At 59.8% G+C, this 21,923-nt stretch carries 23 protein-coding genes; 13 read left to right on the forward strand and 10 right to left on the reverse strand.

Annotated elements, in window-relative coordinates; translation table 11 throughout:
• Window positions 1–67: 67 nt before the first annotated feature.
• Window positions 68–1,009 carry an FAD-dependent thymidylate synthase gene (gene thyX, locus ACMDCR_RS10270; protein WP_413992435.1) on the reverse strand — a complete coding sequence of 314 codons (942 nt, stop codon included), beginning with the start codon at window positions 1,007–1,009 and terminating at the stop codon, window positions 68–70.
• A 786-nt stretch (window positions 1,010–1,795) separates the two neighbouring features.
• The gene (locus tag ACMDCR_RS10275; RefSeq protein WP_413992436.1) at window positions 1,796–2,011 is read right to left on the reverse strand and encodes a helix-turn-helix domain-containing protein; all 216 of its coding nucleotides are present in this window, start codon (window positions 2,009–2,011) and stop codon (window positions 1,796–1,798) included.
• A 406-nt stretch (window positions 2,012–2,417) separates the two neighbouring features.
• Between ACMDCR_RS10275 and ACMDCR_RS10280 the strand changes: the two genes are divergently transcribed.
• From ACMDCR_RS10280 to ACMDCR_RS10290, 3 genes are all read left to right on the forward strand, one after another.
• Window positions 2,418–2,858 (forward strand): hypothetical protein, encoded by a 441-nt coding sequence (locus ACMDCR_RS10280; RefSeq protein WP_413992437.1) that lies wholly within the window; start codon window positions 2,418–2,420, stop codon window positions 2,856–2,858.
• Window positions 2,859–3,227: 369 nt separating this feature from the next.
• Window positions 3,228–3,644: a hypothetical protein gene (locus ACMDCR_RS10285; protein ID WP_413992438.1), complete on the forward strand. Its 417-nt coding sequence runs from the start codon at window positions 3,228–3,230 to the stop codon at window positions 3,642–3,644.
• 17 nt (window positions 3,645–3,661) lie between these two features.
• Entirely contained in the window at window positions 3,662–5,485 is a 1,824-nt protein-coding gene (locus tag ACMDCR_RS10290) for a recombinase family protein (RefSeq protein ID WP_413992439.1), read from the forward strand.
• Between the two features lie 15 nt (window positions 5,486–5,500).
• On the opposite strand, the gene ACMDCR_RS10295 is transcribed toward ACMDCR_RS10290, so the two are convergent.
• The gene (locus ACMDCR_RS10295) at window positions 5,501–6,799 is read right to left on the reverse strand and encodes a tyrosine-type recombinase/integrase (RefSeq protein ID WP_413992440.1); all 1,299 of its coding nucleotides are present in this window, start codon (window positions 6,797–6,799) and stop codon (window positions 5,501–5,503) included.
• Window positions 6,800–7,290: 491 nt separating this feature from the next.
• On the opposite strand from ACMDCR_RS10295, the gene ACMDCR_RS10300 reads away from it, so the two are divergent.
• The 5 genes from ACMDCR_RS10300 (at window position 7,291) to ACMDCR_RS10320 (ending at window position 9,697) form a co-directional block, all read left to right on the forward strand.
• Window positions 7,291–7,956, forward strand: a complete 666-nt coding sequence (locus ACMDCR_RS10300) for a DUF433 domain-containing protein (protein ID WP_413993579.1) — start codon at window positions 7,291–7,293, stop codon at window positions 7,954–7,956.
• The gene (locus ACMDCR_RS10305; RefSeq protein WP_413992441.1) at window positions 7,953–8,102 is read left to right on the forward strand and encodes a hypothetical protein; all 150 of its coding nucleotides are present in this window, start codon (window positions 7,953–7,955) and stop codon (window positions 8,100–8,102) included. Before ACMDCR_RS10300 ends, ACMDCR_RS10305 begins: the two co-directional genes overlap by 4 nt.
• Window positions 8,103–8,234: 132 nt before the next feature.
• On the forward strand, window positions 8,235–8,372 hold the full coding sequence (locus tag ACMDCR_RS10310; RefSeq protein WP_413992442.1) for a hypothetical protein: 138 nt from the start codon (window positions 8,235–8,237) through the stop codon (window positions 8,370–8,372).
• Between the two features lie 15 nt (window positions 8,373–8,387).
• On the forward strand, window positions 8,388–8,981 hold the full coding sequence (locus ACMDCR_RS10315) for a restriction endonuclease (RefSeq protein ID WP_413992443.1): 594 nt from the start codon (window positions 8,388–8,390) through the stop codon (window positions 8,979–8,981).
• Window positions 8,982–9,046: 65 nt separating this feature from the next.
• The gene (locus ACMDCR_RS10320) at window positions 9,047–9,697 is read left to right on the forward strand and encodes an IS6 family transposase (protein ID WP_413992444.1); all 651 of its coding nucleotides are present in this window, start codon (window positions 9,047–9,049) and stop codon (window positions 9,695–9,697) included.
• A gap of 100 nt (window positions 9,698–9,797) precedes the next feature.
• Here ACMDCR_RS10320 and ACMDCR_RS10325 read toward each other — a convergent pair whose 3' ends face one another.
• Both ACMDCR_RS10325 and ACMDCR_RS10330 read right to left on the reverse strand, forming a co-directional pair.
• Window positions 9,798–10,016 carry a conjugal transfer protein TraD gene (locus ACMDCR_RS10325; protein ID WP_413992445.1) on the reverse strand — a complete coding sequence of 73 codons (219 nt, stop codon included), beginning with the start codon at window positions 10,014–10,016 and terminating at the stop codon, window positions 9,798–9,800.
• Window position 10,017: 1 nt separating this feature from the next.
• Window positions 10,018–10,344: a conjugal transfer protein TraD gene (locus tag ACMDCR_RS10330; RefSeq protein WP_413993580.1), complete on the reverse strand. Its 327-nt coding sequence runs from the start codon at window positions 10,342–10,344 to the stop codon at window positions 10,018–10,020.
• 172 nt (window positions 10,345–10,516) lie between these two features.
• Here ACMDCR_RS10330 and traA point away from each other — a divergent pair, with 172 nt between their 5' ends.
• Both traA and ACMDCR_RS10340 read left to right on the forward strand, forming a co-directional pair.
• Window positions 10,517–13,549: a Ti-type conjugative transfer relaxase TraA gene (gene traA / locus ACMDCR_RS10335; RefSeq protein ID WP_413992446.1), complete on the forward strand. Its 3,033-nt coding sequence runs from the start codon at window positions 10,517–10,519 to the stop codon at window positions 13,547–13,549.
• A 129-nt stretch (window positions 13,550–13,678) separates the two neighbouring features.
• Window positions 13,679–13,897, forward strand: coding sequence for a helix-turn-helix transcriptional regulator (locus ACMDCR_RS10340; RefSeq protein WP_413992447.1), 219 nt, complete (start codon window positions 13,679–13,681; stop codon window positions 13,895–13,897).
• 678 nt (window positions 13,898–14,575) lie between these two features.
• Here ACMDCR_RS10340 and ACMDCR_RS10345 read toward each other — a convergent pair.
• From ACMDCR_RS10345 to tnpB, 5 genes are all read right to left on the reverse strand, one after another.
• Window positions 14,576–15,478, reverse strand: coding sequence for an FRG domain-containing protein (locus ACMDCR_RS10345; RefSeq protein ID WP_413992448.1), 903 nt, complete (start codon window positions 15,476–15,478; stop codon window positions 14,576–14,578).
• 76 nt (window positions 15,479–15,554) lie between these two features.
• Window positions 15,555–16,136, reverse strand: coding sequence for a hypothetical protein (locus tag ACMDCR_RS10350; protein WP_413992449.1), 582 nt, complete (start codon window positions 16,134–16,136; stop codon window positions 15,555–15,557).
• Between the two features lie 165 nt (window positions 16,137–16,301).
• A complete protein-coding gene (locus tag ACMDCR_RS10355) occupies window positions 16,302–16,601 on the reverse strand; it encodes a hypothetical protein (RefSeq protein ID WP_413992450.1) in 300 nt (99 codons plus the stop codon).
• Window positions 16,553–18,205, reverse strand: coding sequence for an IS66 family transposase (tnpC, locus tag ACMDCR_RS10360; protein WP_413992451.1), 1,653 nt, complete (start codon window positions 18,203–18,205; stop codon window positions 16,553–16,555). The genes ACMDCR_RS10355 and tnpC overlap by 49 nt, the downstream gene beginning before the upstream one ends.
• A 69-nt stretch (window positions 18,206–18,274) precedes the next feature.
• The gene (tnpB, locus tag ACMDCR_RS10365; RefSeq protein WP_413992452.1) at window positions 18,275–18,556 is read right to left on the reverse strand and encodes an IS66 family insertion sequence element accessory protein TnpB; all 282 of its coding nucleotides are present in this window, start codon (window positions 18,554–18,556) and stop codon (window positions 18,275–18,277) included.
• 184 nt (window positions 18,557–18,740) lie between these two features.
• Here tnpB and ACMDCR_RS10370 point away from each other — a divergent pair, with 184 nt between their 5' ends.
• Genes ACMDCR_RS10370 through ACMDCR_RS10380 form a run of 3 tightly spaced genes read left to right on the forward strand, consistent with a single transcriptional unit; the run spans window position 18,741 to window position 21,888 of the window.
• Window positions 18,741–19,985: a tyrosine-type recombinase/integrase gene (locus tag ACMDCR_RS10370; RefSeq protein ID WP_413992453.1), complete on the forward strand. Its 1,245-nt coding sequence runs from the start codon at window positions 18,741–18,743 to the stop codon at window positions 19,983–19,985.
• Window positions 19,979–20,893 carry a tyrosine-type recombinase/integrase gene (locus tag ACMDCR_RS10375; RefSeq protein WP_413992454.1) on the forward strand — a complete coding sequence of 305 codons (915 nt, stop codon included), beginning with the start codon at window positions 19,979–19,981 and terminating at the stop codon, window positions 20,891–20,893. Before ACMDCR_RS10370 ends, ACMDCR_RS10375 begins: the two co-directional genes overlap by 7 nt.
• Entirely contained in the window at window positions 20,890–21,888 is a 999-nt protein-coding gene (locus ACMDCR_RS10380) for a tyrosine-type recombinase/integrase (RefSeq protein WP_413992455.1), read from the forward strand. Before ACMDCR_RS10375 ends, ACMDCR_RS10380 begins: the two co-directional genes overlap by 4 nt.
• Window positions 21,889–21,923 lie beyond the last annotated feature (35 nt).

The raw sequence follows: 21,923 nt of genomic DNA on the forward strand, positions 1-21,923 counted from the left end.
GGCACTACTTTCGATCGGTCTCTTGGCGGTTGCGACCGCGGTCAAATGGGCGAATCATATCGCCTAGTTAGTCGCCCGGCAGACCGAAGGTGAAGCAAACTTCTGTCCATTCCCGCGTTGTCAGCCCGCTCGTCGTTCCCGTCACCTTTTCTCCCAAAATCATTCGTTTCACGGCCTCGATTGCGGAGCGGGACAGGTTCGTAGCTCCCATGCGGTGTTCCATAAACGCCTCATGGCTAAGTGGGACCCAACGCTTCATGATATCGAGCATCACTTCGGCGTAAACACGGATCTCGTATTGCGCGTGCGAGTCTGCGCGGAGGCGCAGAAAACCCATGAGATTGTGTAAATTCGTCTTCCAATACCATTGTGTGTAGGTATTGAGGGTTAGATTCATTCGTGCGAGTTCGCGCGCAAGACCAGACCGGTCCGGATCGACTTGATTTGCTTCGGCACCCTCGTTCAACATCCAGGCGTAGTCAGCATAGTTTCGCTCGGCATCATCGCGCAAGATTTGCAAGACACGTTGTGCTTCGCTTCCTTCGAGCACGGTTCCACGACCTTGTCTATTTACGCTGGATTGCGCCGCGAGCTGTTCGGGCTCCGGGATGTAAAATTCCTTGTCCAAGATCGAGTACCTCGCTGAATACTCGTTCACACTGGCCGTCCGATGACGGATCCACTGCCGCGCAACGAATATCGGGAGCTTGACGTGAAACTTAATATCAGCCATTTCGAACGGCGTCGTATGCCAGTGCCTCATCAGATACATGATAAGACCGCGATCCTCACTGACTTTCCTAGTGCCGCGTCCATAGGAAACCCGAGCTGCTTGGACGACAGAAGTATCGTCACCAAGATAGTCGATGACACGGACAAACCCATGATCGAGAACTGAGAAGGGTTGATACAAGACCTGCTCGAGCTCTTGCACCGTGGGACGTAACGTTTGGAAGGTAGTGGATCTACTCTGTCGTATTTCTTCGTGCTGCTGGCTGGAGATGCTCATTCGTATACCTTCGCGTCCTAGATCGAATTCCCTTACGCTGGGCGTAATTGATAGCTCAAAACCTGGACGGCGATAACGCCTGATCGAATTAATGTCCCTTTCCGATCGATTGCGAGGGCCGCGCGATTGCTCAATTTTGAAGAGGTCCGCCAGCAAACGACGGATCAGATCGAGGCTTCAATTCGCGGTGGTGATCAGCAGCCGGTGGGGGGTACGGTCACGTCGTGCTGCGGCGCTATACGTAAGAAGTGGCGGCATGAGCCTTCGCCGGCATGACTTTGGAGCGACATTTGTCACCGAGGATATCGCAATTCCTCACAGGCGACCACCAACCTTTGCCAGGCGCCGCCGGAAGCGTGTACCGGCAAACGAGCGCTACGTACTTAAATTTTCCGGACCTCTGGGATGTCCAGCGTTCCCGGACGACTCAACAAGGAGTGCACGGCGCGTTCTTCGTAAATGTCCGCTTATCGCGAGGAAGCCAACGTCTCAAATGGGTCAATATCGACCCTCTGTAGCGTTCAACCATGGTTCAACGGCTTGGATTGCAGCCTTGCGCTGCAAACCCTGTCCGTCGGCGAGACCCGGGCAGCACGGGACAGGAGAAGTCTTTGGCACCGTGGAATAAATGGAGGAGGCCCGCTTGCGGGAAAGAGGCCGTTTATGCCGCGGAAGGCCAAAGAGTTCTCTTGACCCGCGCGGGCGCGGAGCCCCTCCTATACAAAGCCCGATTGTGTGCGAATGGATGCGGCCTCATGTGGCGAATATGAAGTCATATGCACCCCGCTACGAACTCCGCATTCGCACGCCGGGACTACCACCATTGGTAAATTCGACGCCAGCTTCTTCTAAGGCTGCTCGGATTTTTCCCTGTGTGGCTTGTGACACTGGAGCCGCGGTGCCCGTGTCGCTCTCACAGCGCTTAATAGTGGGAATGGACACGCCAGCTCGCTGAGCGAGTTCCGCTTGCTCCATACCCAATAGGGCACGGGCAGCGCGCATTTGACCGGGTGTCACCAAATTGCTTGATCCCTATAGATCATTACCCTATGATCCAAACGTATCATTGGTGTTCCCGAACTTATCTAACTTTGGACTCGCAAAGCGGCTGAGCAGGATGTTTGCACCATCCGGCCCAGCCTTACCACCACCCAAGCTGTCAGGAGCTCGGATCATGGCTGCTTCTGAGACTAGCACGAGTCTGCCCAGATTATCGCGCAGGGAAGTTCTCTCCACATTAATGGCAGCGGCTGGGGGAACGGCCCTGGCCTCCACTTGTGCGACGACTGTGGCGGCCGAAGCATCGCAAGACGCGGCGATGACCGCTTGGCGGGCGTGGCATTCCGCCTCCGGGCGTGCACTCGCCTTGTGCCGGAAGCAACAGCGTCTCGAGACCCAGCTTGTCGCCATGATCGGCTTTCCGTCAGTGGTGATAGAGGACCCGGCTCTCGGCAATCCCACTCGGATCCGATCACTGCGGGCTTTCGACGATTTGGCATCGTCGGTGCCTTCGATCCGTCATCTGCGCGACTCCGTCGATGCTGAGCTGTCAGCTCATAAGGCGCGGTGGGCCGAGGCCGATGAACGGATCGGCTACTCGAGAGCACGCCACGAAGAAGAACTGGCGATGAATCGAGAACAAGAATTGGCCGATCTCCTGTGGTCGATGCCGGCATCCTCGCTTGCCGGCATTGCAGCCAAACTCGCAGCCCTGATCCACTCTGGGGAACCGTCGGAGGATTGCGACGAGTTCCCCTGGCCACAGATCCGATCCGCGCTTGCCGATCTGCTGCGCCTTTCACAAGCCGGCAGCTTCATAGAGGTGCGGAATGAAGGGCAGGGGCGATGAAGACGTGTTTGAGCTCGGACAACGTCCAAACCCATTCCGACGTGAATCTCCGGCGGGATCAGCTAATTCTGCTTTTCGTCATGGAGCCGGACCAGCGTCAGTCCCTCAAGGCCAGGCCGCTTCGCGGTGGCGCGTGCCGCGCCAGCCTTGACCGGCTGCCACTGGCCCGGCAGGGGCTCTCCAAGCAGTTAAGGCCGATTGGGAGCAAGGCGCTCCAAGCCAGACACAGAGGAGGGCAGGGGCATGCAGCCGCGAAGGGACGAATGGAATGATGGAATGTAGGGGGCACGCCCTGCCGCTTCATGGCAGCCATTGGCGGGAGGCTCGCGAGCATCGTTCGATTTGCCGATCATCGGCTCGGGATCGCAAATGGCGCGCCTCGGTCGGAGAAAGGCCATTTCTGGAATCTACGCATATGCCGCCGACAGCAAGTTCTTAAACGCCAGGGTACGCCGATGGCGTTTTCGGGCTTTTCAATCCGATCTTGCTCTCGCTTCCTGTCTGTTTGTCCCGAAAAACGGAGCAAGCGACAGCATGGGAGAGGATCGAAAATCGCCGCCGGAAGGATACACGCCGGCCAATGACAATCGTCCTTCCTCGAATGAGGCAGGAGATGAAGACATCGTGCCTTGCCAGCCGAGTGGTCGAGTGGACCGGGTGGTGCTCGACATCGCCAGGCTGATTGGGCGACGCTTGGCGCGGGAGCAGTTCGAGGCTCGGCTCGCCGCCAATGACAATCTGCCCCGGACCGCTCACCCTGCACAGGCCGAGGTCGACGAGGATTGAACCGAACGGAGAGGCTGATGACCCGCGCTGCACTCTATGCCCGCTATTCCTCCGACAGCCAGCGGGAGGCCTCCATCGAGGATCAGTTCCGGCTGTGCCGTGAACAGGCGGCGCGCGAGGGCTGGAATGTCACGGGAACATACCAGGATGCGGCGGTCTCGGGCGCCAGCACCGTGCTGCGTGCGGGCATCCAGCAATTGGTGCGCGATGCCCAGCGCGGCTTGTTCGAGATCGTGCTGGCCGAGGCTCTCGATCGCATCAGCCGCGATCAGGCCGATGTCGCCACGCTCTTCAAGCACCTCAAATTCGCCGGCATCACCATAGTCACTTTGGCCGAAGGTGAGATCAGCGAGCTGCATGTGGGCCTCAAGGGCACCATGAACGCGCTGTTCCTGAAAGACCTTGCCTTGAAGACCCATCGCGGGCTGCGGGGCAGGGTGGAGAAGGGCAAAGCTGGAGGAGGGCTCTGCTACGGCTACCGGGTGGTGAAGAAGTTCGATGCTGAAGGCGAACTGCTCCGCGGTGATCGCGAGATCGTGCCGGAGGAAGCGGCCATCGTGCGCCGCATCTTCCGTGAGTTCGCGGCCGGCAAGAGCCCGAAAGCCATTGCCGTCGACCTCAACAAGCAAAGCATTCCCGGTCCCCTCGGCCGCCATTGGGGCGACACCAGTGTGCGCGGGCATGTGATCCGGGGTAACGGCGTCATCAACAATGAGCTCTATACCGGCGTATTGGTATGGAACCGCCAGCGCTTCATCAAGGATCCTGCCACGGGCCGACGCGTCTCGCGCGCCAATCCATCCAGCAAATGGATCCGCACCGAGGTGCCTCATCTCAAGATCGTGGAAGACGAGCTGTGGCAAGCCGTGAAGCAGAGGCAGAAGGTCATCGCCAGCCGGTCCGAGGCAGTGACCACCGGCACCCGCAAGGCCAGGGCGGCGAAGCTGCACGCGATGAAGCGGCCGGTTTCCCTGCTTTCCGGGCTCCTCACCTGCGGCTGCTGCGGTGGACGCTATGGCCTGTTCCAACGCGACCGCTACGCCTGTCTCAACCACCAGCGCCGGGGCATCTGCGATAATGGTCGCACCATCACCCGTGAGAAGATCGAGCAACGTGTTCTCTCAGGCTTGAGGGAAAGGCTGGTCTCTGCCGATGCCGTCGCCGAGGCGGTGCGGGCCTTTGCGCAGGAGACCAACCGCCTGAACCAGGAACGTCGTCTACAAGGCGAGCAGGACCGGAAGGCCCTCGAAAAGATCGAGCGCGCCATCGCCGGCATCATGGCCGCGATCGAGGACGGCATGTATCAGCCTTCGATGAAGGCCAGGATGGAAGACCTGGAGAGGCAGAAGGCGGAGATCACGGTTCGTCTTGCCGAAGCTCCAGCCAACGCTCCCGACCTGCATCCCAGCATCGCCCATCTCTATGGCAAGCGCGTGGAGCAGTTCACGCACATGCTTGCTGACCACGAGGACGGCCGCCAGGCCGCCGAGGCATTGCGCTCATTGATTGGGCAGATCGTGCTCACGGCTGGCGAGAAGCGCGGCGAGATCCATGTCGAGCTACGCGGCGAGCTGTTCGGCATCCTCGAAATCGCCAATCCCGAACGAAACCAATGGGTTGGCGATGTTATGACAAAAGGGGCTGCGGGCCCTGGATTTGAACCTAGGTTTGACCAACGGCGTTCAAACAATATCATCCGAGCAAAAAGCCAACTGAAGAGGCGGTTTTCGGATAATCGGGACCTCTGGCCCTCGCCCCGTTGTCCAAACGAGAAACTTTCCCGGGAGGGTTTCGATTGCCCTGAATGGGAATGTCTTGAGGTGAGCAACGCCCTCATCTAGGCCGATTGGCTGGCGCTAGGAAGTCGCGAGCAGCTTGGCAGTCTGGGAAAACCGCATTAGCTTTGCTTCCTTCATCGAGAGCACCTCTCCACCGTCCAGCAACCTGCCTATTTCGGCAGCCACCTGGTCGGCGGCGATCACCAAGGCTGCGTCCAGGTGGATGTAGCGCTGCGTGACGCCGCGCGGCCCGTGCCCCAGCAACCCAGCGACGGTGAGTTCGCTATATCCCAACGATGCGGCGATGCTCGCGAATGTATGGCGCAGCGTATGAGGGGTCACGCCCTTGAGACCGGCCCTCGCACACACCCGATCAAGCACACGCACGACGCCGATGAAATGGCCATCTCCCCAATCCGCCGGGAAGACAAATGGCGCGGTGGTCCGCTGTCCAAAGCTCGTCAGGTGCCCGATTGCAGCATCGCCCGCAGCGCGCTTCTGCGCACCCGACTTCGTGTCAGGGAAGGCAACGCAGTTGTCCTCCGGCTCGATCCACTCCTTGCGCATGGCGAGGATTTCCGTCCTCCGAAATCCCGTCAGCAACATTGCCCGAATGGCAGCAATGCCGGTGGGGTGTTCACCCTCGCGCTCCATGTGGGTCATGATCTTGCCCATATGTCGCACTTCGCCCGGCGTCAGGCGGCGCTTCAGCCTGTCCGATGCAATGACGCGAACGCCGTTCGCGGGGCTCCGCTCGATGATGCCTAGCCGGCGGGCGTGGTTAAGCAGGCTTCGCAAGGTACCGATTGCGCGTCCAGCAACGCCGGCGCCGCCAGAGGTCCGGCCACCTCGTCCTGATTGCCGTCCGCGCGCGCTCTTGCCCGCTGCGATATCGGCCTGCAGGCGTTCGATATCGGCAAGTTTCAGGTGACTGACAATGCGCGTCCCCAGGAGCGGCTTGATATGTTGGTCGATGCGGCTCTTGTCACCGTTAACCGACGATAGCTTGATCGGTCGCCTGTTGCGTCCCAGCAGACGTCCTGCGCCGGCCTGTTCGATGTACCAGTCGCACACCTCAGCGACGGTCATACCTTCGCGCGCAGCTCGTTTCTCGGCGGACGGGTCGGCACCATCGATGACCGAAGCCAATTTCTTCTTGGCAATGTCCCGGGCACCGTCAACTGTCAGCACGCCATATTGGCCGATGACAAATCGGCGCGTGCGGCGCTCCCCGTTGCGGTACTGGATCACAAAGGTCTTGGTACCCGAGGGTTTCAGGCGAACCCCAAATCCCCTGACGATCGTATCCCAGACGAACAGGTCACGGCCATCTTCATGTTGCAGTGCATCAACGACACTCTTGGTCAATTTCGGCATTATTCCGCTCCTCATGCTGCTATTTCTGCTTCAAGATCAATGGCTTGCAGCGATGGCGGGCCGCGTGGACACACCGATTTGCTTCCCCACGCAGGTGCAGCACGAGCGGGGAAGCAGGGGGGAAGCATCACAGAGGAAATCAGGGGTTTTTCTAGCGTACGTCCGGCGGACCGCGTGTCAATATAAGCTATTGATCCGTCGTGATTTTTCGTAGTATGTCGCGCAATGACCTGCTGTGGCGAAAACGACCCGAACCAGTTGCCAAGGTTGGGGTCGAGGGTTCGAATCCCTTCGCCCGCTCCATTTTTCCTTCGGGAAATCAGGACGATACGAGAAGGCCGCCGCAAGGCGGCCTTCGTCGTTTCTGTTGTGGTGTCCACATGGTGTCCACCATGGCGGAAGGTGGACATCACGCGTGTTCCCACCGCGAGCCGCGCCTCATTGAAGTTCAAGCGTTTCCAATATATATTCCGGTGCAGCGGAAGATTTATATGGAGACTGCCATGAGCTCTGCTGCCGACATGTTGAAGCCGTCCGAGGCTGCGGTGGTCGCACGCGTGGCGCTTCGGGACGTCAATCGAGTCATCGATGAGCACATTCTGCCTGAGGGTTTCTTCTCGCTTGACGACGGCCGACGCGTTGCAGCGACCGCCTGCACGCTCATCGCGTTCTACTTCGATAGCGCCAAGCGTCTCACATCGGAAGAACGTCTATTCGCGATCCGCGAGGTAGGGTCGCGCCTCTACAGATTCCGCGCCCGCGCGCTCGCCTCGCTGATGGAAGAAGATTGGACTGTACGCGATGAATTCCTGACCATCGACCTGGCGCCCTTCGTTCGTCGAACCAAGGAACGGATGGAGCGTTTGGCGGCCGCCCGCAAGATCATCATATCTAATCCGGACGTGCTCGGGGGCACCCCGGTCGTCCGCGGCACGCGCGTTCCCGTTCATGACGTCGCCGCCTCAGTGGCGGCCGGCCTTTCGACAGACCGCATTCTCGCGGCCTATCCCTCACTCGACGTGGATAAGATCGAACTCGCAGCGATCTACGCTGAAGCAAATCCTATGCGGGGCCGCCCCAAAGCGAGTGAGGACCTTCCCGGAGGCGCGGTCATCGTCACCGACCGCCGGGTCCCTCGCCGCAGGAAGGCGGGATGAAGTTTTTGATCGACGAGTGCCTCAGCCCCGAACTGACCAAAGTTGCGCACGCCAAAGGACATGGCGAGTCGTCCCATGTCGTCTGGCTCGGCCGGGCCGGTCTAAAGGACTGGGAGTTGAAGCCACTCATTCTCGATGGGGACTGAACCTTCGTCACCAAGAATTCCATCGACTTCCGCGGTCCGGAGCAACGACCGGGGACAAAGGGCGAGTACGCCGACGTAACCCTCCACGCTGGACTTGTCTGCCTCAACGGGCCGCCAGGTATGGATCTGGATATGCAGATCGAGCTTTTCGAGCAGGCCCTCGGGGAGCTTGACGTCGACCCTGATCTCGTAAACCAAGTGTTGGAAATCACCTTCGAGGAGTATGCTCTCGACATCAGGCGCAATAAGCTTCCGGCGATCGAATTATAAAAGCTATTCTGTCAGATGAAACGCACAGGGCTTCAAATGAAATTAGCTCGAATAGTTCGGCCAGTTCACTTCGAGGATTTTAGCGGAGCCGAGTTCGAGCGCCTAGTCTTCGCCTATCACCTTTGTGAAGGCTGGACCGATCTCGCGTGGTTCGGCCAGACAGGAAGCGACCAAGGTCGCGACATCATCGGACTGCGCCCCTTTGATGATCGACCAGCCCAACGCACCGTCATCCAATGCGTCAATCGAAGCACTCTTACCCAAGACAAGGCGGAGAAGGACATGGCGGCTGCCGCCGGTGCTGCGACCGGACGACCAGACGCATTCAAGTTCGTATGCCGGAGCAGCGTTTCGGCCCAGCGCCGCGACGCAGTGTGTGCGGCCGCGGCCCGGCTTGGAGTCCGGGAAGTGACGATCTGGTCCGGCTCCGAATTCGAGGAACACCTGCGTCTACGCGCCGAATTCCTCCTACGGCGTCTGATAGACGGCGTCGCCTTTCCTGACGCCGAGGTGGAACTGCGAGACTTCGTTGAGCAATTTCAGGATATCGATGACGGCCAAGCGTTGGCCAGGGTCTGTCAGAGCAAATTGCCGAAGGTGGAGGGGTAAGGTAGGGAGCGAGGATGTCGCGCCCCAAACCCAAACCGTTTCGCTATTTCAATTCGTCGCCGGAGATGATCCGCCTCGCTGTGATGATGTACGTGCGTTACCCCCTGTCATTGAGGAATGTGGAGGATCTGCTGCATGAGCGTGGCATTGACATCTGCCATGAGACGGTGAGGTTTTGGTGGAACCGCTTTGGCCCATTGTTCGCTGGCGATATCCGCAAGCGGCGGATGAGGGCTAGAAACTTCAGCCGCTGGCACGTCGATGAGGTTTTTGTGAAGGTCAACGGCGAGCTCCATTATCTTTGGCGGGCCGTCGATCACGAGGGCGAGGTGTTGGAGTTCTTCGTCGGCAAGACGCGGGACAAGGCCGCCGCTTTGAAATTCCTCAAGAAAGCCATGAAGCGCTACGGCCGTCCCGAGATCATCGTCACCGACGGGTTGCGCTGCTATGGTGCGGCAATGCGGGAACTCGGCAACCTCAAACGCCGGGAAGTGGGCCAGTGGAAGAACAATCGGGCAGAGAATTCCCATCAGCCGTTTCGACGACGAGAAGCGGCGATGCTCAAATTCCGCAGGACCAAAACACTACAGAAATTCGCCGCTGTCCACGGCCAGATCCATAATCATTTTTATTCGGAGCGCCACCTCGTCAGCCGGCAAATCTACAAGCAGAGACGCTCGGCTGCCCTGGCCGAGTGGTGGGCCGTCGCGGCCTAAACCGAGCCTCGGTCTGACCTCTGTGCATCTGGCAGAGACAACTTAGGGTTAGTCTGACAACACCGTGGAAAGGGCTGTGCTCTTCGACGAAACGGACGCTTCAATCATTCTCAAACGCTTGCTTCCCCTTTGCCGTCCACAGCTCGCGTGCCCGTTCGCCCTGATCGCTTCTGAGCTTGTCGGCCATCCACAACAGTGCTCCATAAATCGTCGCGCGGTCATCGCCGGTCAATTCCACCAATCCAGCTTTGAAGACAAGTCCGCCGAGCTCGATGAGATGCCGCGTGCGCTGGCGGCGCTCGACCTGCCAGGTGCGCATGTCATGCCTCGCCCGTGCCGCCTGATGGCGGTTGCGGGCTGATCTGTTGTGCCAGAGCGCTGTTCGTGTCGCGGTCAGGCGCCGATGCAACTCGCCGTGCTCGCCCCTGAAAAAACGTCGCCCCGCGCCTGGCCCATGCCTCCCTTTTTCCGGCATCCTTCGTCTCGGCCAGCACGATCAGCGCACCCGCCAGTTCCTCGGCACTGAGCGCATCGGCTCCAGTGGCGATGACCAGTTCGCCAAGCTGCTGCACCTTGCGGCTCTTGAGCTCCTGTGCCTTGTCTTCGAGTGCCTTCAGTTCGGCATCGAAATCCCGTGGCTTGCGCATCATCGCCTCCCTAAACTGTTGATGCAGCGATGATAGGGGAGCGCCCAGCGAAAGGCTCCAGGGTCGCCAGGACAGGTTGGGACGGGAAGGTCCCACCCGAGATTTTTTCGAGGGAGGGCGCGCTTATACGTCGTTCCGACGTTCGCTTGGCCGTGGCACTGATCCGATCGCAATGGCGATCTATCATCTTCACGTCAAGGTCATTGGCCGCAAGTCCGGCTCCAGCGCGGTGGCCTCAGCCGCCTACCGCTCGGCCTCGCGCTTGCGGGACGAGCGCCTCGATCGCAGCCATGACTTCTCGGCCAAGGGTGGCGTCGTGCACTCCGAGGTCATGCTGCCTGAGCACGCACCCGAGGCATGGTGCGACCGCGAGCGGCTCTGGAACGACGTCGAGGCCTTCGAAATCCGCAAGGACGCCCAGCTTGCCCGCGAGGTCGAATTCTCCCTTCCACGTGAATTGAGCGAGGCACAGGGCATCGCGCTCGCTCGCGACTTTGTGCAGGCGGAATTCGTCGACCAGGGCATGATCGCCGATCTCAATGTGCATTGGGATTTTTCCGAAGACGGCATGCCCAAGCCCCATGCCCATGTCATGCTGACCATGCGCCAGTTGGTGGTCGATGGGGACCAACATAGCTTCGGTCCGAAGGTGCGAGACTGGAACCGCACCGAGATGGTCGAGCACTGGCGTGAACGCTGGGCCGAGCTTGCCAATCAGCGCCTGGCCGAACTCGACATCGATGCCCGCATCGACCACCGCAGCCTGGAAACCCAGGGCATCGGGCTAGAGCCGCAAAGCCAGATCGGCGCGCCCGCCAAACGTATCGAGGGGGAGGGCTTCGAGGATCGGGGCATTGCGGGGGAAGGGCTCGAGGCGGACCGCGCGGAACTGCACCGCGAGATCGCGCGCGGCAATGGCGAGCGCATCATCGCCAATCCTTCTCTGGCGCTCGACGCCATCACGCATCAGCAATCGACGTTTACACGCCGCGACATGGCAATGTTCGTCCACCGCCATAGTGATGGTCTCGAGCAGTTCAATGCTGTGATGGGAGCGATGAGCAGCGCCCCTGATCTCATTGAACTCGGCCAGGACCGAAAGGGCGAGGATCGCTTCACCACCCGCGCCATGATCGAGACTGAACAGCGCCTCCATCAGGCGGCCGCGCGCATGGCCGAGAGGGAACGCCATGCAGTCGACGATCGGGAAAGGGAAGAGGCTCTTGCCGCCGCTGAAGAGCGCGGCCTCATCCTGTCGGGCGAGCAGGCCGACGCGCTGGCGCATGTCACGGATAGCCGCGATCTTGCCATCGTGGTCGGCAATGCCGGCACCGGAAAGAGCGCCATGCTGGGCGTGGCGCGGCAGGCATGGGCAGCGGCAGGCTATGAGGTTCGGGGCGTGGCCCTGTCCGGCATTGCGGCCGAAAATCTCGAAAGCGGATCGGGCATATCCTCCCGCACCATCGCCAGCCTGGAACATGGCTGGGGACAGGATCGCGATCTGCTCACTGTGCGAGATGTCCTGGTCATCGACGAGGCGGGCATGGTCGGCACGCGCCAGTTGGAGCGCGTGCTCTCCCATGCCGCCGAAGCCGGAGCCAAAGTGGTGCTGGTCGGCGATCCCCAGCAGTTGCAAGCCATCGAGGCGGGCGCGGCCTTCCGCTCGATTCACGACCGTCATGGCGGGGCGGAAATCGGTGAGGTCCGCCGCCAGCAGGAAGGCTGGCAGCGTGAGGCCACGCGTGATCTGGCGACCGGCAGGACCGGGGATGCCATCGGCGCCTATGACGCCCATGGCAGGGTGCATCAAGCTCAGACACGCGAGCAGGCGCGCGAGGAACTGATCGAGCATTGGGACCGCGACCGGCAGGCCTCATCCGATAAAAGCCGGCTCATCCTCACCCACACCAATGACGAGGTCCGCGCCCTCAACGAGGCAGCGCGCGAATGCATGCGGGACGCCGGCGATCTGGGGGACGATGTGCACCTCACGGTCGAACGTGGCGCGCGCCGTTTCGCCAGCGGCGACCGCGTCATGTTCCTGCAGAACGAACGCGGGCTCGGCGTCAAGAACGGCACGCTCGGAACCATTCTGGAGGTCAGAGCGCAATCCATGAGCGTGCGCAGCGACGATGGCCGAACCATTGACTTCGACCTCAAGGATTACAACCGCATCGACCACGGCTATGCCGCGACCATCCACAAGGCACAGGGCATGACAGTGGACCGCACCCATGTGCTGGCGACACCGGGCCTGGATGCCCATGCCAGCTATGTCGCCTTATCCCGCCACCGCGATGGCATGGACCTCCATTATGGCCGTGACGACTTCTCCGATCAGGACAGGCTGGTCCGCACCCTGTCGCGCGACCGGGCCAAGGACATGGCCTCGGATTACGAGCGCGCCGATCCGGCACAAGCCTATGCCGAGCAGCGCGGCATCAGCTTCCGCGAACGGGTTGTCGAGATCGTCAGGAAGATCGTACCCGAGAAGGTGCGGACTATGTTTGACGGCCTACGTCCGTCCGCGGATGTGCCTGGCCCAGATGACGTGCAGAGGCCGGAACGGGAAGGTGCAGGACAGGAGGCTGGAAGGGAGGCGCACCGTGAACCCGCAGCGCCAGCGAGAGAGACTGCCGAAGATCGCGAGGCGGCGTTGCGCAAAGCCCGCGCTGAGGCGCTCAAGCGGCATGCTCGTGCGCTAGACGCGATCCTCACTGCCAGGGAAGCGGGCGGCAAGGAGAATCCCGAACACATGCGAGAACTAACCGAAGCCCGCAAAGCTTTTGAGGGGGTGCGGCCGCATGGCTGGCGCGATGCCGAAGCCGCCTATGTCAAGAACCCCGAGCTTGCCCGCGAGGCGGCTGGTGGCCGGATCAACCGCACCATCCAAGCCCTTCAGCTCGAAACCGAACTGCGCACCGATCCGAGCCGCCGCGCCGACCGCTTTGTCGAACGCTGGCAGAAGCTCGACCAAACCAGCCAGCGTCAGTATCAGGTGGGCGACATCTCCGGCTACAAGGCCACGCGGTCTGCCATGGGCGATATGGCCAAGAGCCTGGAACGCGATCCGCAGCTCGAATCCATCCTCGCCAATCGCAAGGCCGAGCTCGGGATTGCATTCGAATCAGGCCGCCGGCTTGGCCTGGAACTCGCCTTCAACCACGGCATCGACCTCGGCAGGGGGCGGGGGATCGGCTTGTGATCCATCCCAATCACCGCCGTCTCTTCGCTGCAATAGGACGACACTCAAAATCCTCTTGCGCGCCCGCGACAGCCTGTCCTGTCTCACATCAGCAGCAGCCAGAAACAGCCGACAGGAGGCAGGGCGCCCATGCGCGAACCGGACCGTATCATCCGCTTGAAGACCGTCCTGTCGCGAACCGGGCTGTCCCGGTCAACCATCTACCGCAAGATCGCCGAAGGTACGTTCCCACAGCAGATCAGGATCAGCGTCCACGGCGCGGGTTGGCACGAAGCCGAGATCAGTCGCTGGATTACCGATCCTGTGTCATGGCGTCCGAAAGGCGGGGGCAGTGAGGTCGGGTATTGATCTAACCCAGTTTGTTTCAAAAACTTAATTACGACCTCGCGTGTCACACCACCATCCCAGCCCACCTCGATGAACGTCCGATCATGGCTCTCAAAGAGGAGATAGACATAGATCTCGCCATCGAAATCTATCTCACCTGGTAGAAACCAAGTTTCCCCCATCCATCTTCGATCGTCATGTCAAAGCGACGACCGGGACTTCGCTCGATCTGATCCTTCGTCGCCGTTATCCCTACGCAGAAATTTAAGTCACTCCGTATGCATCTGTTGGCTGGCATTATTGAGAGCTTGGATACCGAGGGTGCCGGGGCACGAAATGAATGCAGCCAGTGGCCCAAAAATCGACGCATTTGGTAACCGATCTCAACGGCAATTATCTGGAAGGACTTCGCAATATCTCGAGTTTTGTTCCGATTACTGAAGTAACAAGCAGGAGAGCAAAAATCAGAACGAGAAGAACTTTGATAACTAACAATTCGTGATTCATATTCCGACCGATTTTTCGCAAATTTCCCAATTAAAACGGGACTTTTGCATCTGACTTCTGCAACCGCTCTACAACCACCAGCGCGTCATCCGGCAACGGCCAGCGCTTCTACTATCTACCTCCGCTAGACGAGTGCCATCGGGCATTTGAGGGGTGGATCGATGCCTCTATCGACTGGGGTGACGACGAGATCTAGCGTCGTCTCGCTCGATCTCTAGCGTCGTCCCGCTCAATCTCCGCGTTAATGGTCTCACGAAGAGCCATCGTTTCTATGAGGCTCTCATCTGACCCAAACAATGAAAAGCTATTGAGATTGTAATCGTCCAGTCGCTTCAAGACGTTCATTCTCTCGTGTATCGGTATAGTAAATTTATGAATTGAATCCGGCCCGGCAGCGCCACTCGCGTATCCGGCTTCATGTCGCATAAAGCGCCAGTCGCCGACTAAGTATCTAAAGCAAATGGTATACTCACCCTTCTGCAAATAGTGCCGTCGGTGCGTCGCTACATTTGGACCAAAGATATGGATTTGAGCTCCCCCGCTTGAATAGACGTGCCCCTTCGGAGCTCGACAGTACGCATATATCGCTACACGCTCACTCGCTAAGCGCCTTCCTGAGGGAGGGTTAAAGGCAAAGTACGCGGCGACGTATGGCGATCCGGTCCAGTCCAACAACGGGGATGGGAATCCGTGATGGCGCAGATAAGCCAAATATCCGTAGGCGGGTAGATCACCCCGGGTTAAGCTTAAACTGAAGCTATCGTAATCATCCAAGACCTTCGATATTTCCGCGGGGTTCGGAATGTCCCATTTGGTGTCAGTAAAGGCCTCAATCTGTGTGAGGCAATTTCTAGCCCTGCGATAATATTCCTTGGCGTCTATTTCTGGCCACGTTCTTTCTAGTGTGGTTTGTATCGGCCAATTTTGGTCTGCTTGACCTCTGTACAACACACGCATTCCTGCAACGGCGTTCCCATCCTGGAATGTCGTGAGTTTCTGCTCGAAGTCCTCCCAGGTGTCGCAGCTCGTGACCGGTATATCGTAGGTGGTCAAGTCAATCACAAAGCTGGCGCTTTCGTTGGGCTTGTCACTCATTTTTGGGTTGTCCAAGCGCGAAGTGCGATCGTCGGCAGGTGTTGAGGCTCTGGGGCAGGGATCGTCGGGTGAGGCGTTACGACCCCAGCAGAAGGTTAGTTAGAGCAGGCAGGAAGGGCGCGACAACCGTCATATGGTTGGCTACGCCGGCCACAAAATGTTGGTACGAACTAAACTGTGCATCTTTGGTGTCAGCGGCCTTCATGGCTTCGATCAATGCCGTGAGCCTAGCCTGCTCTTCCTGTTTCTCGATACTTGTGCGCACGACGTCAATTAATTGCGTAAAGAGTTTGTCGTGCCGATCGCCGTATTGATTAACCGAATTGTCAGTCGAATTGATATTAACACGGGCATTGTCGCCCGAAATATTATTTATGATTGTTTGCATCGGTGCCAATGGAGCGCCGCTCCTTCGATACTTTATTTCCCAATGAGCCAGCGGTGGCGACGGGTAGCAATGGGCGCTGGTGACAATATAGTCTTCACTCAGTTTGCTCGGAAGCTGACGCAGAATATGGTCGCCTAGCTCGATCGGCAGCGTCACGTCGGAGACGAAAATCATCCTGGCTTGCACAGATGCCCTAACGTTCTCTTGGAGCAAGGTGCCGTCTTTCTTGATGATCGTAATCCGATCAGTCACCAGGCCATGCAGGGACATTTCCTACTCCTCCGTTCGATGCCGCCTTCGACTACCGCACTTTCGATGTGAATCGCGAACTTTCTAAGCACCTCTGGGCGCCCAATATATCGGTATAAAAACCCGCGCGAACTGCTGGCGCTCAACCACAATGACGGTAAGCATCCGGCGGAGGCCGCAAGCTGATCACTCTGACGGGTCCCAACGCTTGAGTAGCGTGGGGTCATCCTTATGCATCTTGATGAGCTCGGTCAGGTTCTCGATTCCGAAGTCGGTGAATGCCATGACGCCGTCTTCTCCGACGCCGTAGACCCAGATGACGCCGTCCTCGATTTCCATTTCATTGGCGACATCGCGGAGCCAGTCCTCGTCTTCGCCGAGATCTTCGGCGACGCGAGAGATGGTCGTGACGTGATGGACCTTGTTGATGTGCATAATCAGGCCGCTCGAGCGCGGATCGCCGATGCTGGAGACGTCCAGTTCCATGGCAGCAACTCGTCCAGCCGGTGAACGGGATGGGCGGCGATGCGAGAGAGGACGTCAGCCAGCCAGGCCTGCGCATCGACGCCGTTCATCTTGGCCGTGACAATGAGGCTGTACATGGCCGCGGCACGCTGGCCGCCGCGGTCAGATCCGCAGAACAGCCACGACTTTCTGCCAAGAGCAATACCACGCAGACTTCGTTCGGCGGCATTGTTGGACAGGCAGACCCTCCCATCTTCGAGGAACAGGGTGAAGCTCGCCCACCGCTTGAGGATATAGTTGAAGGCCTTGGCCAGGTCATGCCCGCGAGCCAGCCTAGCGGTCTGCTCACGCATATAGACACGAAGCTCCTCAACCACGGGCCGGCTTAGGGTCTGGCGAACCGCCAGGCGCTCTTCTGGGCTCTGGCCATTGATGGATCGCTCGATCTCGAACAAGGTATCGATGCGACGCACGACCTCGATCGCAATCGGCGACAATACGATCTCCTTCTTGCCCGCGGCCTTGCGACGCGCATTCTCCTCGATATCGGCCATGGCAAAGAACGGGCGCCGCGCATGCACCCAACATGCCGCTTCCCGAATAGGACCGGGATTGCGGCCGGCCAGATAGAGCTGGCCATAGCCCTCAAAGGCATCGGCCTGCAGGATGCCGGCATAGTTGGCCAGATGCGCCTGAGGATGTTCGCCCTTGCGATCGCGTGAGTAATAGAACATCGCCGCCGGCGGCCCCGTGCCCCCAAAAGGCCGGTCATCCCGCACATAGACCCAGCATCGACCCGTATCCGTCTTGCCCGCCGCGAGGACGGGCACCGTCGTATCATCTCCATGAAGACGTTCGGCCGCCATGACATGGGCCTCAACAAGCCGACGCAAGGGATCCAGCACCGCGCAGACCGATCCCACGGCGTCGGCCATGGTCGACAGGGCGACGGGTACCCCCTCCAGGGCGTAGCGCTCGGCTTGACGGTTCAGGGGCTGATGCTGACCGAACTTCTCGAACATGATCATGGCCAGGAGGCTGGGGCCCGCCCATGCCCTGGCGATGACATGGAACGGCGCCGGCGCTTGCGTGATCTTCTCGCAGTCCCGACAGCTGAACTTCTCCCGCACGGTCTCGATCACCTTCCATTGCCGAGGGATCGATTCCAGTGTTCGGGTCACGTCCTCAACAAGTTTGCGCAGGCGGCTGCCGCCACAGCACGCACACGCTGTCGGCGCCTCGATCACCACGCGCTCGCGGGGAAGATGATCGGGGAATGTATTGCGCTCGGGGCGCTTGCGCGTAAATCCGTTCACAGCTGTTGTGTTGGCAACCGCTTTCTCGGCCGCGAGCTCATCTTCGGTAGCGCTGGCTTCCAACTCTTCGAATGAGAGTGCCAACTGATCAATCAGGCGAGAAGAGCGTTCCGATCGCTGCCCGTAGACCTGGCGCTCCAGCTTGGCGATCCGCAGCTTCTGCTGGGCGATCAATGCCAGATCCTCGGACGCTTTGGCCCGCGCGACCGCGAGTTCCGCTGCCATCTGCAAAGCCTGCGCGCGCTCGATCCTCAACGCCTCTTTCAGGGCGGCGATGTCGTCGGGAACGGCGTCGCTTGCAGCATTCATACCAGGAAGTGAATCACAAATTCGGCGCGTTGTGGCGCCCTAAAATGCGTTCCGCTCTACTTTTCTGCCTCAACCCGCGCGCTCGGGCCGCCATGTCAGTTGGGGATTTCGCCAGTCGATCCCTTCCAACATATAAGCCATCTGGGCCGCCGAGATCGACACCGCCCCAGCCGACGCCGAGGGCCAGATGAACTTGCCGCGATCCAGCCGCTTGGCGTAAAGGGACAGCCCGATGCCGTCATGCCACAAAATTTTGGCTAGATCGCCACGACGGCCCCGGAAGATGTAGAGATCGCCCGCATGCGGATCGCGCTTCAGGCTCTCCTGCACCGTCAGAGCCAAGCCTTGCATGCCGCGGCGCTTATGTAGTGCACTACATAAGCGGCGTTATGCGGCGCGTACGATTATGCGGAGTCCGGGGCAGAGATGCGGGCTTTCTCTATTAATTTCAGCATGATGAATGACCTCCATCAGGTTGCGGGCTCCACATAATCTAAGCTTTCTCCAGCGCCAACCTGACGCGAGGAGAGAAGCCATGAGCAGCGTTGAGAGACCGGCCAGAGTGCCACGGACCATGGAAGGAGGAGACCTTGCACCATGGGTCGCTGCATTCGCCAGCGAGCTTGGAGCGTTGAGCCACACGCCCCTGACTATCGGTGGTTACACGGATTGCGCCCGCCATTTCGCGGCTTGGCTTGCATTCAACAACATCGGACTCGATGAAGTTAGCGACGAGTCCCTTAATCTCTTTGGGAAGCACCGCTGCCGCTGCGGGGGTTATCGGCGCGCCATGCCGCCCTCGGGTAACTATCTAAGCCGCGTTCATCGCTTCATCGTGTTTCTCGCCGGACGCGGCGTCATCGCACCGCTAGGCGAACCGGTTGCCAACCCCATTGATCCACTTGTCGAAGACTACCAAGCGTGGCTCACGCGCCATCGCGGCATTTGCGCATTGACGGCCAAGCGGCACGGAAGAATGGTCATGCGCCTGCTTCCCGCATTGGGGGGTGAGCCGCAAGCTTACGACGCGGGAACAATCCGGACGGCCATCCTGCGAGAAGCTCAACGCTGCTTGCCCGCCTACACCAAGACGATGACAACCGCCCTGCGTGGATATCTACGCTTTCTTGCCGCCATCGGTCTTTGTCGTCCTGGGCTTGAGCATGCCGTACCGCTCATTCCGCATTGGCGCCTTTCGGCATTGCCACGTTATCTGTCGCCTGATCAGGTCGAGCGGCTGATTGCTTCCTGTGATGTTCGCACAGGGCGAGGCGTCCGCGACCGCGCTATTCTGCTCCTCCTAGCCCGCCTTGGGCTAAGGGCCGGCGACATATTAGAGATGCGTTTCGGGGACATCGATTGGTCTTCGGGAACGTTGCGGGTGAAGGGCAAGGGACGCCGCGAGACTCGTCTGCCAATGCCCCAGGATGCCGGCGACGCCGTGCTTGGTTATCTTGATGGCGTGCGCCCCTCGACCCACTGTAGTCGCCTGTTCGTAAGGTCGATCGCGCCTTTTGACCCCTTCGCCTCGTCTTCGACAGTCTCTAACATCGTGGCTCTGGCTTTAAAGCGGGCCGGTATTGATAACCCACCATCGCGCGGCGCCAACCTGCTGCGCCACTCGGCGGCGACGCACATGCTCCGTGGCGGCGCGACGCTCCATTCGGTCGGCGCTGTTCTGCGTCACAGGTCGCTGGAGACCACGACCCTCTACGCCAAAGTCGATCTGAATATGCTGGCGCGGGTCGCACAACCCTGGCCCGGAGATGCGACATGCTGAGCGATAATCTCGCGCGCTATGTCGCGCTTCACGAGGCACTGGGCTTCAGCTTTCGAACGCAGCGCATACTGTTACGCATGTTTGTGGCCAACGCGGAGCGTCACGGTGACAACTTGATCAAGAGCGATCGGGTGGTCGCATGGGCGGTCGAGGCACCTTCACCCGAGCAACGACGCAACCGGCTCCTTACCGCTCGCCGGTTCGCAATTGCCATGCACGCCGAAGACTGTCGTCATGAGGTGCCCGCCGTCGATGCGCTCGGCCGGGGGCTCTTCCGCCGAACCCAGCCATACATTTATTCCGGCGAGGAGATTGGGAAGCTGATGGAGGCCGCGGCTTCCCTCGGTCCCGCCGGCGCGCTTCGGCCACTCACCTACTTCATATTGTTTGGCTTGCTCGCCGCAACCGGAATGCGGATATCAGAAGCGCTGGCATTGCGGCTCAGCGACATCACCGATGACGGGCTGATCATCCTCAGGACTAAGTTCAAGAAGAGCAGGCTTGTTCCACTCCATCCCACGACCCGTGCCGCCCTCGATCGCTATCTCTCGTCGCGGCTGACGATCTGCGCCAACGTCGAGTCCCTATTCTTATCCAACGCTGGAACTCCGCCCCGTTATGACACCGTTAGCGCGCTATTCCGGCAGATCTCGCGCAAGATCGGGTTGCGGGGCGAGCCGGGCCAATCGGGACCGCGCATCCACGACTTGAGACATACCTTCGCCGTCAAGTCGCTGGAACAATGTCCATGCAACGCTGATGCCGTATCGCGCCACATCCTCGCCCTGAGCACCTATCTTGGTCACGCCCACGTCGCCGATACCTACTGGTATCTTCAGGCCGCGCCCAGCTTGATGGCGCAGGTCGCCGATATCGCAGAAGCCTTCGGCCAGACAGGTGCGGCATGACTGCACTCGCACCGCCTCTATCCCGCTTCCTCAGCGAGCACCTTCCGCGCGACCAGCGCGCCAGCCCACACACATGCGACGCCTATGCCTACAGTTTCCAGTTGCTTGTGACATTCGCCGCTCGACGGCTTCGCAAGACGCCATCGCGGCTGGAAGTCGAGGATATCGGCGTGCCGATGATTCTGGCCTTCCTCGATCATATCGAGCAGGACCGTGGCAACACGGCGCGGTCGCGCAATGCTCGATTGGCAGCGATCAGATCATTCTTCCGGTTCCTCGAGTATCGTGTCCCCACCTGTCTGGATCAGTCGCTTCGTGTTCGCGCGATCCCGATGAAGAAGACTGACGAGGCGTTGGTCGCTTCACTTACCAGGGTTGAGATTCAGGCGCTGGTCGACGCGCCCGATCCCAAGACCATCTTTGGTGCCCGAGACCGCGCAATGCTCCACCTTGCTTTTTCGGCGGCCCTGCGCGTCTCGGAGTTGGTCGGATTACGTCTTGATCAACTCGATTTGCGAAGTCCTAGTGCAATCCACGTCATCGGCAAAGGTCGGCGCGAGCGTGTGCTCCCACTGTGGAAAGAGAGCGTCGTGGCGCTCAGGGCCTGGCTTGCCGTGCGTGAACAAAGGCAAGATGGCGCGATATTCCTTAACGCCGCCGGCCTCACCATGACCAGAGCTGGGTTCGAATATATCCTTGACAAGCACGTGGCCACCGCTGCCCAGCGCCTTCCATCCATCGCGGCTAAGCGCGTGACGCCCCATGTCCTGCGCCACAGTTGCGCAATGCACATGCTGCAGGCCACGCGTGATGTTCGGAAGGTGGCATTGTGGCTGGGACATGCCAGCCTGCAGAGCACGGAGGCTTATCTACGCGCCGATCCGACGGAGAAGCTCGAAGCCCTCGCCGCTGCTGCCGCACCCACGTTGCGACCGGGCAAGTTCAGGCCGCCTGACAAGCTCATCGCCATGCTAAAGGAGCAGCACCACCCGTAATATTATGCGGAGTGACATCGACGCTCACGCCAGGG

It is taken from the genome of Labrys okinawensis (assembly GCF_047345005.1).
Lineage (GTDB): Bacteria > Pseudomonadota > Alphaproteobacteria > Rhizobiales > Labraceae > Labrys > Labrys okinawensis.